The organism is Streptomyces sp. WAC05292, from assembly GCF_003949955.1.
GTDB classification, from domain to species: Bacteria; Actinomycetota; Actinomycetes; order Streptomycetales; family Streptomycetaceae; genus Streptomyces; species Streptomyces globosus.
The window spans coordinates 1-12425 of record NZ_RPSE01000161.1 but is presented as its reverse complement, the minus strand read 5'-3'; the positions used below and the strand labels follow the sequence as shown (position 1 = coordinate 12425).

Annotated in this window: 12 protein-coding genes; 10 read left to right on the top strand and 2 right to left on the bottom strand. The window is 74.3% G+C overall.

The genetic code is table 11. The features are described 5' to 3' along the window. Positions 1-113 precede the first annotated feature (113 nt). The 3 genes from EF903_RS18130 (at position 114) to EF903_RS18120 (ending at position 3258) form a co-directional block, all read left to right on the top strand. Entirely contained in the window at positions 114-1142 is a 1029-nt protein-coding gene (locus EF903_RS18130; RefSeq protein WP_399421130.1) for an alpha/beta hydrolase, read from the top strand. A gap of 200 nt (positions 1143-1342) precedes the next feature. After that, the gene (locus EF903_RS18125; RefSeq protein ID WP_125544432.1) at positions 1343-2452 is read left to right on the top strand and encodes an esterase family protein; all 1110 of its coding nucleotides are present in this window, start codon (positions 1343-1345) and stop codon (positions 2450-2452) included. A 5-nt stretch (positions 2453-2457) separates the two neighbouring features. Beyond that, a complete protein-coding gene (locus EF903_RS18120; protein ID WP_260615531.1) occupies positions 2458-3258 on the top strand; it encodes a serine protease in 801 nt (266 codons plus the stop codon). A 29-nt stretch (positions 3259-3287) separates the two neighbouring features. Here the strand turns inward: EF903_RS18120 and EF903_RS18115 are convergent, their stop codons facing one another. Next, entirely contained in the window at positions 3288-4097 is an 810-nt protein-coding gene (locus EF903_RS18115) for an isocitrate lyase/phosphoenolpyruvate mutase family protein (protein WP_125544430.1), read from the bottom strand. 219 nt (positions 4098-4316) lie between these two features. Next, positions 4317-5429: a pyridoxal-phosphate dependent enzyme gene (locus EF903_RS18110; RefSeq protein WP_125544428.1), complete on the bottom strand. Its 1113-nt coding sequence runs from the start codon at positions 5427-5429 to the stop codon at positions 4317-4319. Between the two features lie 210 nt (positions 5430-5639). Between EF903_RS18110 and EF903_RS18105 the strand changes: the two genes are divergently transcribed. From EF903_RS18105 to EF903_RS18075, 7 genes are all read left to right on the top strand, one after another. Next, entirely contained in the window at positions 5640-7211 is a 1572-nt protein-coding gene (locus EF903_RS18105; protein ID WP_399421128.1) for a S8 family peptidase, read from the top strand. A gap of 161 nt (positions 7212-7372) precedes the next feature. Beyond that, positions 7373-8584: a DUF4190 domain-containing protein gene (locus EF903_RS18100; RefSeq protein WP_125544424.1), complete on the top strand. Its 1212-nt coding sequence runs from the start codon at positions 7373-7375 to the stop codon at positions 8582-8584. Between the two features lie 104 nt (positions 8585-8688). Beyond that, entirely contained in the window at positions 8689-9441 is a 753-nt protein-coding gene (locus EF903_RS18095; protein WP_125544422.1) for a GntR family transcriptional regulator, read from the top strand. Between the two features lie 362 nt (positions 9442-9803). Beyond that, on the top strand, positions 9804-9989 hold the full coding sequence (locus tag EF903_RS18090; protein ID WP_114053989.1) for an SPOR domain-containing protein: 186 nt from the start codon (positions 9804-9806) through the stop codon (positions 9987-9989). A gap of 29 nt (positions 9990-10018) precedes the next feature. Further along, positions 10019-10453 carry a (deoxy)nucleoside triphosphate pyrophosphohydrolase gene (locus EF903_RS18085; protein WP_125544420.1) on the top strand — a complete coding sequence of 145 codons (435 nt, stop codon included), beginning with the start codon at positions 10019-10021 and terminating at the stop codon, positions 10451-10453. A gap of 194 nt (positions 10454-10647) precedes the next feature. Next, complete coding sequence (locus tag EF903_RS18080) at positions 10648-11076, top strand: ATP-binding protein (protein WP_125544418.1); 429 nt, start codon at positions 10648-10650, stop codon at positions 11074-11076. 212 nt (positions 11077-11288) lie between these two features. Then, positions 11289-12425, top strand: a 1137-nt coding sequence (locus tag EF903_RS18075) for a PAS domain-containing protein (RefSeq protein ID WP_260615532.1), incomplete at its 3' end; no start/stop codon positions are given.

The following is a 12425-nucleotide window of genomic DNA, read 5'->3' as shown; positions in this document are numbered from 1 at the left end:
GCCCGCGCCCCCACCCGGACGGCGGCGACGGGTACGACGGCGCGTACGAGGACGCGTACGACGACGAGCCGCGCCCCCGGCGCTCGCGCCGCGCGATATGGATCAGCGCCGTCGTGGTGCTCGCCCTGCTGCTGGGCGGCGGCGGGTTCGCCGCCTGGAAGCTGGAGTGGTTCTCCGGCAACGGCGAGACCGTCAGCTTCGGCAAGAACCCGGCCTCGGGCTCCGGGGGCGAGGCGGGCAAGGCGGGCGGCGCGCCGGCCGAGGCCACCCCCAGCGGGGACCCGGACGTCCAGATGCCGACCGGTCCGAAGGCCCAGTTCAAGCAGACCGCCAAGCTCGACGACGGCACGATCGTCGCCAAGACGACGCTGGTCGGAGCCAAGTCCGGCTTCACCGGCGACGTGTGGGTGTGGGCGCCCAAGCAGTACGACGATCCGAAGTACGCCAAGAGCGGCTTCCCGGTGCTCATCGCGCTGCCCGGCGGCGAGGGCTACCCGACCAACTACTGGGCCGACCGCAGCCTCGGCCTGCACAAGGCGATCAGCGACGGCGTCGCGGCCGGCACCAGCCTTCCGTACGTCGTGATCATGCCGGTGCTGAACCCCGACGCGAAGTACTACTACGACGGCTCCGACATCCCCGGTCAGCCCAAGATGGGCACCTGGATGGCGGAGGACGTGCCGAACTTCGCCAAGGCCAACTTCCGCACCTACAAGTCCCGTGACGGCTGGGCCTTCATGGGCTCCTCCTCCGGCGCCTTCGTCGGCATGAAGACCGTCCTCCAGCACCCGGACAAGTTCAAGGCCGTGATCGCCAGCGGCGGCGAGATCGTCCCGGACTCCCCGCTGTGGAAGGGCCACCAGGCGGAGATGGACGCGAACAACCCGGAGAAGCTCGCCAAGAAGCTGATCGACCGCAAGGGCCCGGAGGTGTACATCAACTTCCAGATCGGCACCAAGGAGGGCGGCAAGGACCGGATGGTCAAGTTCCAGCAGGAGTACGGCAAGGGACCGGTCAAGACCACCATCCGCGACATCCAGAACGGCGAGCACAACGGCTGGCACTACGTCCGGGGCATGAAGGAGGGCTCCCTGGAGTGGATCAGCAAGGTGCTGAAGGCGCCCAAGCCCGAGGCCGGCTGACCCGGCCCCCGTCCCGGCGCGCAGCGCCACGGCCCCGTCGCCCCCTGTGGGCGGCGGGGCCGCCGCCGTTCACGCGCCCCACATCACACCCGTCCCAGGCAACCCTCCCCGTCGTTGATCCCTCTGTAAGGGGTGTAAGGGGGACCGATCGGTCCGACCCCGCGCCCCAGCGGGCGCCGGAGAGGGAACGGGACAATTCCGTGCAGCATGACCAGCTTCAGGGCGAGCGCCGCGACGCGGCCGGGGAGGGCCCCGTGACCACGGGCCGCCCCCGCCCCAGGCGCCTGCGCAGGCTCCTGATCGGAGGCGGGCTCGCCTTCGTGCTCACCGCCGGCGGCGGCGCGGCCGCCTACAAGTTCGGCCTCTTCTCGGACATAGGGGATCCCGTGTCCTTCGAGAAGACCAAGAAGCCGGCGGCGGCCTCCGCCGAGGCCGTCCCGTCCGGGGTCGCCATGCCGACCGGCCCGAAGGCCTCGTTCATCCGCACCAGCCGCCTGCCGGACGGCACGCAGATCGCCAAGACGACCCTGAAGGGGCCGAAGTCCGGGTTCACGGGCGACGTGTGGGTGTGGGTCCCCAAGGAGTACGACGACCCCCGGTACGCCAAGAGCGCGTTCCCGGTCCTGATCTCCCTGCCGGGCGGCCGCGGCTACCCGAAGAACTACTGGGGGACCGGCCCGGGCCTCGGCCTCCAGCAGGCCGTGGCCGACGGGGTGAAGGCCGGGAAGAGCCTGCCCTTCATCCTCGTCATGCCGGTGATCAACGCCGACACCAAGAACCACTTCGACGGCTCGGACATCCCCGGCCAGCCGAAGATGGGCACCTGGATGGCGGACGACGTCCCCGACTTCACCCGGGCCAATTTCCGCACCTTCACCTCCCGTGACGGGTGGGGCTTCATGGGCTCCTCCTCGGGCGGCTTCGGCGCCTTCAAGCACGTCCTGAAGCACCCCGACCGCTTCAAGGCGGTCATCGCGAGCGGCATCGACATCGTCCCCGACTCCCCGCTGTGGAAGGGGAACAGGCAGGCGATGGACGAGAACAACCCGGAGAAGCTCGCCGCCCGGCTGATCGCCGCCGGCGGCCCGGACGTCTACGTCAACTTCCAGATCGGCACCGCCGAGTCCGGCCGCGACAAGGCCGAGAAGTTCATGAAGGAGTACGGCAGGGGCCCCGTGCACACCCGGCTGCAGGTGATCCAGGATGGTGAGCACAACGGAAAGTCGTATGTGCGCGGCATGAGGGAGGGCTCCCTGGAGTGGATCAGCAAGGTGATGTCTGCACCGACCCCCGACCCCGGCGTGCGCTGACCGCCGTGAGGCGGGGGGCGTCCGCGGCGGCCGCCGCCGGGGTGGCGGCCGCCCTGGCCGTCGCCTTCGCCCAGGCGGTGGACGAGGACGCCGGCGCCGTCCACCCCTTCCCCGGGGTCGGCGTGCTCATGGCGAACGGGGAGCACTGGTGCACGGCGAGCGTGGTCGACAGCCCCAAGGGGACGGTCGTCGCGACCGCGGCGCACTGCGTGGCCCCGGCCGGGGAGGACGGCGAGCCGGGCGAGGTCGCGCACGACGGCCGCGAGATCGGCGAGCTGTCCTTCGCCCCCGCCTTCACCGGCGAGGGGGCGGGCCGGCAGCCGCTCGGGGTGTGGAAGGTCAAGGCCGTCCACGTCGACGAGCGGTGGACGCGGTGGGGCGAGGACACCGCCGACTACGCGTTCCTCAGCGTCGAGCCGGACGAGGACGGCCGGACCGTGCAGCAGGCGGTCCAGGAGGCGGTCGGCGGCGCCCGGGAGGCGCCCGTTCCGGACTGGACCTCCGGGTACGAGCGGGAGGTCACCGTCGTCGGCTACCCGGAGTCGGCCCGCAACCCGGAGAACCGGCCGGTCTCCTGCTCCACCCGGACCGCCCACGACGAGGACGACCCGGCGATGCTGTACATCGGCTGCGCCGGCTTCTGGACGGGCACCAGCGGCAGCCCCTTCATCGCCGACCGGGGCGGCCCGGGCAGCCCCGGCCACCTGATCGGCGTACTGAGCGGCGGGGACACGGACGTGGACTCCACCGCGGCGCTCTTCGACGAGCGGGCCCGGGCGCTGTACGAGCGGGCCGCGCAGGACTGACGGCGGGCACCCGGCCCGGCCCGGCCCGCTCAGCCCTTGAGCAGGCCGTTCAGCGTGCCGTACGGCAGGGCGTCGGCGACCGCGGTGTACGTGCCGTGCGCGAGGAGCTCCTCCGCGGCGCGCCGTACGACCCCGTACGCGGCCTCCGCCACCCGGGAGCCGAGGCTGACCCGGGCCGCGCCGAGGGCGCCGAACGCGGCGACGGACGGGTCGCCGGGGCCGGCCAGCACGTTGAGGGGGGCGTCGATCCCCCGGGCGAGCTCGGCGACGACGGCCGGGTCGGTGGCGCCGGGCACGAAGATGCCGGAGGCGCCCGCGCGGAGGTAGGCGGCGGCGCGGGCCAGGGTCTCGTCGAGGCGGCCCGCGGGGTCGCCGAGGCCGGACAGGTAGGTGTCGATGCGGGCGTTGACGTACAGCGGGATCCCGGCCGCGTCGGCGGCGGCCCGTGCGGCGGCGACGCGCTCGGCGTGCTCGGCGGGAGCGCGGCCGCCGTCCTCGATGTTGACGCCGACGGCGCCGGCGGCGAGGACCGCGGCGACGGTCTCCGCGACGCCCGCCGGATCGGCGCCGAAGCCGCCCTCGATGTCGGCGGTGACGGGCACGGAGACGGCCGAGGCCACCCGGGCCACCAGGTCGACGGCCCGGTCGCGGGCCAGCGCGTCCCCGTCGGGCGCGCCGAGGGACCAGGCGACGCCGGCGCTGGTCGTGGCGACGGCGGGGGCCCCGGCGGCCTCGACGAGGCGGGCGCTGACGACGTCCCAGGCATTGGCCAGGGCCAGCGGGGCGGCGGGGTCGTGAAGGGCCGCGAAGCGGCGGGCGAGGTCAACGGCAGTGGTCATGCCACCAGTTGATCAGTCGCCTGGCGTTCGCGTCCGGCGGTTTTCCGACACGTACGCCGCCACCCGCGGCCCGGCCGGGCCCGCAAGGCCGCCGCGCCCGGCCCCGGCACCGGCCGTCGGACCCGTCCGGCCGCGCCCGTCCGTCTAGCCGGGCTCGCCCGTCCCGCCGGGCCTGCGCGTCCGGCCGGGCCTGTCCGTCCCGCCGGGCCTGCCCGTCCCTCAGGCCGCCGCGGCCGCCTTCAGGCCCGCCCCGCACAGCGGCAGCACCGCCGTGCGCCCCCGCAGGGGGTCCGCGGGGGCCGCGGGGCCGACCGCGGCCCAGCAGGCGGCCGCCGTGGGCTCGACGAAGAGGCCGCGCCCGGCCAGGTCCCGGTGGGCGGCGGCCAGGGCCTCCTCCGAGACGGTCAGGAAGGTGCCGCCGGACTTCCGGACCGCCGCCAGGATCCGGCGGGCCCGCGGCGGCGCCGGGATGGCGATCCCCTCGGCGAGGGTGGGCCGCTGCTCCGCCGGGCCGGCGTCCTCGGCGCCGGCGGCGAACGCCGCGGCCAGCGGGGACACCGCCTCCGCCTGCACCGCGAACAGGGCCGGCGGGCGGACCCCGCGCCGGGCCAGCTCCTCCGCGGCCAGCGCGGCCCCCAGCAGCAGGGTGCCGTTGCCGACGGGGAGCACGAGGACCTCCGGCAGCCGGCCGCCGAGCTCCTCCCACACCTCGTAGGCGTACGTCTTGGTGCCGTGCAGGAAGTACGGGTTGTACACGTGGCTGGCGTAGAAGACGCCCGGCAGGTCCGCCTCCGCGCGCGCCGCGGCCGCGGCGGCCTCGCGGCCGCCCGGAACCACCCGTACCGCCGCGCCGTGGGCGCGCATCTGCCCGGTCTTCTTCCCGGAGGTGCCCTCGGGCACGAAAATTTCACAACTCAGCCCGGCGCGTGCGCAGTACGCCGCCACGGACGTTCCGGCGTTGCCGCTGCTGTCCGCGACGACCCGCTCGGGGCCCAGCCGCCGGGCCACTTCCGCGAGCATCACCGCGCCGCGGTCCTTGAACGACAGGGTGGGCATCAGGAAGTCGAGCTTGGCGTGAATCCGCTCCCCGAGCGGGAGCAGCGGGGTGTTCCCCTCCGACATGGTCACGGAGAACGCTCCCGGCAGCGGCAGTGCGGACCCGAAGCGCCAGAGCGAGTTGGGCCCGGAAGCCGGGTCGAGGGCGCTGGCCGGATCCGGTGCGAAGTCGAGGTCCCAGGGGCCGCCGCAGACGGGGCAGCACCACGGCGCGGTCCGCACGTCCGCTCGGGTGCCGTCGTCGGGACAGACGTAGCCGGGGATTGCGTGCGTCATGTGCGGAGCACCTTTGCTCTTTCATGGCCGTTGTATGGCACGGATGTTACGCGTCCGCCGTCCCCTTGTGGGATGCCGACGGGCTGGGCCAACCTTTCGACAGGCGGTGCCGGGCCGGGCGTCCCCAGTCTTGTCATGTCCATGGCCTAATGCCGCCGTTCCGCCGCCATCCCCAGAGCTCCACCGACGAGGAGGACCCCCCACATGTCCATGCGTCGCACCCGCCGGAAGGCCGCCGCAGCAGGCGTGACCGCCGTAGCGGCCCTCGCGCTCGGCGCCGCCGCCGCGCTCCCCGCGTCCGCCGCCGACCGCGCCCCCCAGGGCGTCATCGAGAACGCAGGCGCCCCCGGCGCCGTGGCGGGCAGCTACATCGTGACCCTGAAGGACTCCGCCGCCCGCTCCACCGCCGAGAGCGGGAAGGCCGTCGCCCGGAAGTACGGGGCGACGATCGACCGCACCTACAGCGCCGCGCTCAACGGCTACTCCGTCGAGGTCTCCGAGGCGCAGGCCCGCAAGCTCGCCGCCGACCCGGCGGTCAAGTCGGTCGTGCAGAACCGGGTCTTCACCGTCGACGGCGCGCAGGGCACCCAGCCCAGCCCGCCGTCCTGGGGCCTGGACCGCATCGACCAGCGGGCCCTCCCGCTGAACAACAGCTACACGTACCCCGACAAGGCCGGCGAGGGCGTCACCGCCTACATCATCGACACCGGCGTGCGCATCACCCACACGGACTTCGGGGGCCGCGCCTCCTACGGCTACGACGCCGTCGACAACGACAACACCGCCCAGGACGGCCACGGCCACGGCACGCACGTCGCCGGCACCGTCGCCGGCGGCGCGTACGGCGTCGCCAAGAAGGCCAAGATCGTCGGCGTCCGCGTGCTGAACAACCAGGGCTCCGGCACGACCGCCCAGGTCGTCGCGGGCATCGACTGGGTCACCCGCAACGCCGTCAAGCCGGCCGTCGCCAACATGTCCCTCGGCGGAGGCGCCGACTCCGCGCTCGACACCGCGGTGCGCAACTCCATCGCCTCCGGCGTCACGTACGCGGTCGCCGCGGGCAACGAGAGCACCGACGCCAGCACGAAGTCCCCGGCCCGCGTCGCCGAGGCCATCACCGTCGGCTCCACCACCAACACGGACGCCAAGTCCAGCTTCTCCAACTACGGCAGCATCCTCGACATATTCGCCCCCGGCTCCTCCATCACCTCCGCCTGGGCCACCGGCGACACCGCCACCAACACCATCTCCGGCACCTCGATGGCCGCGCCGCACGTCGCGGGCGCTGCCGCCCTGCACCTGGCGGACAACCCGGCGAGCACGCCCGCCCAGGTCTCCCAGGCCCTCACCTCCGCGGCCACCCCGAACGTGGTGACCGGCCCCGGCTCCGGCTCCCCGAACCGCCTGCTGTACGTCGGCGGCGGCACCACCACGCCTCCCGGCCCGCGGTTCGAGAACGCCGCCGACTACGCCATCGCCGACAACGCGACCGTCGAGTCCCCGGTCACCGTCAGCGGCGTGCCCGGCAGCGCCCCGGCGGCCCTGACCGTCGCGGTCGACATCAAGCACACCTACATCGGCGACCTCAAGGTCGACCTGGTCGCCCCCGACGGCACGGCCTACAACCTGCACAACCGCTCGGGCGGCAGCGCGGACAACATCATCCGCACCTTCACCGTGAACGCCTCCTCGGAGACCGCGAACGGCACCTGGAAGCTGCGCGTGAACGACAACGCGAACCTCGACACCGGCAAGATCGACTCGTGGGCGCTGCAGTTCTGATCCGGTACGGGGCCGCCTGCGGCCCGACCCGCACCGGCTGAGCCCGGACCGCCCGCCGGGGCGCCGGGCGAGCGGCGGGGGCGACCGACACCGCGGTCGCCCCCGCTGCGTACTATTTCGCGCATTCGCCTCCGCACCCCCCGGGATGGAGCCCCGCGCCCGTGAGCACCCCGCCGCCGCCCGCCTGGCCGCCGCCGCACCGCCGGGCGGCGGCGTCGCCGCAGGCGGACGGGGACGCGGAGCTGAACGGGTTCGCGCCGGCCTCGCTGCTCGTCGGGCTGCTCTGCCTGCCGCCGCTCGGCATCGTCCTCGCGGTCGTGGCGCTCGTACAGATCTCCCGCAAGGGCGAGCGCGGCCGGCCGCTGGCCCTCGCGGGCCTCGCCGTGTCGCTGGTGACGACCGCCGCGGCCCTGTTCACCGTCGCGCAGGCCGCCGGGCCGCTCTTCGAACGGCTCGACGCCCTGGAGCAGTACGAGAGCGTCGCGGGCGAGCTGACCGTGCCCGAGGAGCTCCAGGCCGGAGACTGCTTCAACGTCCCCGGCGGCGACCTCCTCGACGAGGACCCGCTCTTCTACCGGATCGACTGCGCGGAGGTCCACCAGGGCGAGGTGACCTCCTCGACGCTGCTGGGCCAGCCGGCGTTCCCCGGCGGCCGGAAGGTCAAGCGGAGCGCCGCGGAGGCCTGTTGGCGGGCGCAGGACGCGTACGCCATGGACACCTGGGCCCTGCCGCCGTACGCGGACATGTTCTACTTCGCTCCCTCCCGCGACTCGTGGGCCGACGGCGACCGGCACCTGCTGTGCGCCATCGGCACCACCGAGGTGGAGCACCGCGGCAGCCTCCGCAGGGACGCCGGCATGCTGCGGCCCGACCAGGCGGCCTACCTCGGCGCGGCGAACGAGGCGGAGCTGGCCCGCAGCGGCGCCCCCGACGAGGACCTCGACGAGGCGCTCCCGGCGTACAGGGAGTGGGCCCGGTCGGTGGAGCGGGCGCTGGCCCGTGAGGCGGGGGTGCTCCGGGAGGCATCGGCGCGGCCGGAGCTCGCGGAGGCCGCCGGGGCCCGGCTGAAGGAGGTCGAGGCCTCCCGGGCGGAGTGGCAGCGGGCGGGCGCGTCCGTGCGCCCGGACGGCTTCCGCGAGGCGTGGGAGCGCGCCGCGCGCGTGCTGACCGTGACGGCGGAGCGGAACCTGCGCGGGGCGTACGGGCTGGCGACGACGGTGCCGGACTGGCTGGAGGAGCGGCCGGGGCCGGAGGGCCCGGCGGAGCCGGAGGAGGACCCCGGGGCGGACCCGGAAGCGGACCCCGACTCCCCTCCGCAGCCCGAGCCGGCGCGGCGCCGGACGAGCGGGGACACCGTGCGGCAAGGGGTTTGACTGACCTGCCTTCATCACTTCGGGTGAAACGCTGGCCTTTGCTTGCGGCGTACAACCGACCGTTGCCAGGGTGTGGCTGTCTGTCAACCTGATGGGAGTGCCCAGTGGCTTTCGGTGAGCAGCCGGCCTATCTCCGCGTCGCCGGGGATCTCCGACGGAAGATCGTCGATGGCTCCCTGCCCCCGCACGCCCGCCTCCCCTCCCAGGCCCGGATCCGCGAGGAGTACGGGGTCTCCGACACCGTGGCGCTGGAGGCCCGCAAGGTCCTGATGGCGGAGGGCCTGGTCGAGGGCCGCTCCGGATCGGGGACGTACGTGCGGGAGCAGCCAGTGCCCCGCCGGGTGGCCCGCTCGGGGTACCGCTCGGGCGGGCCCTCCACCCCGTTCCGGCAGGAGCAGGCCGAGGCGGGCGCGCGCGGCACCTGGGAGTCCAGCAGCGAGCAGACCGGGGCGCCCGCGCCGATCGCCGAGCGCCTCGGCATCGAGCCGGGGGAGCGGGTCATGCGGACCCGCTACGTCTTCCGCGACGCCGGCGAGGCGATGATGCTGTCCACCTCCTGGGAGCCGCTGGCGCTCACCGGCCGGACCCCGGTGATGCTGCCGGAGGAGGGGCCGCTGGGGGGCTCGGGCGTCGTGGACCGCATGGCCGCCATCGACGTCGTCGTCGACAACGTGGTCGAGGAGGTCGGCGCGCGGCCCGGCCTCGCGGAGGAGCTGCTGGTGCTCGGCGGCGTCCCCGGGCACGTCGTCCTGGTGATCGGCCGCACCTACTACGCCTCGGGCCGCCCCGTGGAGACCGCCGACGTGGTCGTGCCGGCCGACCGCTACCGGCTCGCCTACCACCTGCCCGTGCGCTGAGCCGCCGCCCCCGCCCGGCCGGTCGGGCGGCGGGTTTCGGTGCGATCGTGATCGCCCGGTCCTGCGCCGATGCCCGGGCGCACCGCCCGTTGCGCGCCCCCGGCGCCGCCCCCGACCGCCCCGCGGGTGCGCAGGCCGGGCCGGTCCGGCCCGCCGCCGGGCCCGCGTGCGCCGGTCCGCAGCCGGCGCGCACGGCTCACTCGTACGCATGGCCGGATGCGTACGCCCGCAAGGTATCTCTTCGTAAAAACCTGTATCCGCTCAGTAAAGGTCGGGCGTAAGCTCGGGCATATGCGCAATGCGGTTTCCCGGGCCGGCGGACCGGCTGCCCGGGCACGTGGATCGGCGGAGGGTGAAACGCGATGAACGACAGCGGTGCCCTGCTTCCGTGGCTGGTCATACGTCAGGACGACAACGGCAACCGCTACCGGGTGGGCCGGTACCCCACCCGGGCCGAGGCCCAGAAGGTGGTCGAGAGCCTCGACCACCGTGGACACGAGCAGCTCTACTGGGTCGAGCGGATCGGCCAGACCGCCACGACGAACTGAGCATCACGGCAGTGGCATAGGCTCCGCCCATGACGGATCGAGTGGTCGTGGGCGGAGCCCTGTGCCGTGCCGGGCGCCTGCTGGCCGCCCGCCGCAGCGCGCCCCCCGAACTGGCGGGCCGCTGGGAGCTGCCCGGGGGCAAGGCCGAACCGGGCGAGTCCGTCCCCGACGCGCTGGTCCGCGAACTGCGCGAGGAGCTCGGCGTGCGCACCGAGCCCGTCGAGCGCATCCCGGGGGAGTGGCCGCTGCGGCCGGGCCTCGTCCTGCACGTGTGGACCGCCCGGCTGCTCGACGGGGAGCCCGCACCGCTGGAGGACCACGACGAGCTGCGCTGGCTCGCGCCCGAGGAGCTGGAGTCGGTGGACTGGCTCGACCAGGACCGCCCCGCCGTCGCCGAGATCGGCCGCCGGCTGCGCGCCGCGGAGGCCGCGGAGGCCGCGGAGGGCAACCGGGCGGCACCCTGACCGGAGCACGCCGGTCGCACGGGGGCGCGCGCCGCTCATGCGCTCGGCCGTCCGCGCCACAGTGCGCCGGGGCATGCAAGTCGGGTGGTACGCCGCCGCGATTATCGGGTATGTCGCTATTGGTCCTATTTGCGCAGTAAACCTCAAGGCGCCGTCCCCGCCGGACCGGACGGCGGCCGCCCCCGGCCCGGGAAGTGATCGGCGTGATCGACACAGACGGCGAATGCGCCGAATGGGCCTTCCCTGCCGAGCCCGGCGCGGTCCGCACCGCCCGCCACGCCGTGCGCGGCGCACTTCACTCCTGGGGCCTGGAGTCCGTCGGCGAGGTGACCGTCCTGCTGGTCAGCGAGCTGGTCACCAACTCCCTGCGGTACGCCTCCGGCCCCATCGGCGTCCGCCTGGAACGCCGCAGGCAGGTCGACGGGGACCCCTCCCTCGGGCCCGCCCTCCTCGTGGAAGTCTCCGATCCGCTTCCGGATCCGCCCCGCGAACGCACCGCCGGAGCCGACGACGAAGGCGGCCGGGGCCTGCACCTCGTCGCCGTCTCCGCGCGCCGCTGGGGCACCCGTCACGGCAAGTCGGGCAAGACCGTGTGGTTCGAGTTGGCTCTTCCTGGTGAGTAACAAGGTGGAGGATGGCTGACGATCACCGGGCATGGCTCGAAACAGTCGGGACCTTTTCGTGATCGGGAACGCCGTGCCGTCCGAGGCCGTGGTGCTGAATACTTCGGTCATGGCCGGTCCGGTTGCGGTGAGCTGGAGGGGACGGTCGCGTGAGCGAGATACCTGCGCAGGCACATCAGGCACGTGTGCCGGGGGAGGCGTGGCACGACTCCCTGTGGCACAGCAGCCCGCCCGGCTCGCTGTACGACCACGTCAAGGCCGCCTCGTTCTCCATCGGACCCGACGGCCTCATCGACCAGTGGAGCCTGCGCGCCGAGGAACTCTTCGGCCTGGCCGCCGCGGAGGCCGTCGGCCGCGACCCCGTCGACGCCTTCATGGCGCCCGGCCTCCGCGCGGGCGCCCGCCGCCGCGTCGCCGAGATCCTCGACGGCAAGGAGTGGACGGGCCACGTCCCCTTCCGCATCCCCGGGGGCGGCGGCGCCCACGGCATCGCCGAGATCTACGTCATGCCGACCCTCACCGAAGCCGCCGAACGGGCCGCGCTGTGCATCGTCGTCGACGTACGCGCCCTGCGCGGCATCGAATCCGACCTCGCCGCCTCACAGGCCATATTCGGCCAATCTCCCTTCGGCTTCCTGCTGTTCGGCACCGACCTCACCGTGCAGCGCGCCAACCGCCGCTTCGCCACCGTCTTCGGCGGCGACGCCGAGGAGCACCGCGGCCGCACCGTCCACGACTACCTCCCCCCGGAGGAAGCCGACCGCATGGCCGAGGCCCTGCGCCGCGTCCTGGAGACCGGGGAGTCCGTCACCGACCTCCAGATCAGCGGCGCCGCCCCCGGCAGCCGCGAGAACCGCCACTGGTCCATCAACCTCTACCGCCTCCACGGCGGCAGCGGCCGGCCCATCGGCATCGCCGGCCTCGGCACCGACGTCACCCGCCGCCACCTCGCCGCCCGCGAAGCCGCCGGCGTCCGCCGCAACCTCGCCCTCCTCAACGAGGCCGGGCACCGCATCGGCAACTCCCTCGACCTGGAGACCACCGCCCGCGAACTGCTCGACGTCACCGTCCCCGGCTTCTGCGACCTCGCCTCCGTCGACCTCTACCAGGGCCTCCTCCTCGGCGACGACGACCGCCCCGCCCGCCCCCAGGGCCCCACCCCCCGGCCCGGCCCCGCACCGGACCCCCCCGTCCGGCACCGCGGGGACCTGGAGGCCCCTGGGGACCCCCCCCCGCTCCCCCCCCCGGAGGTCCTCGGCCGCGGCGGCCAACGGAAGGGGCGGCACACCGTCCCGACCGTCTTCGACGGGCTGCCGCTGGAGCTCGTCCCGATGTACTTCGAGCTCGAC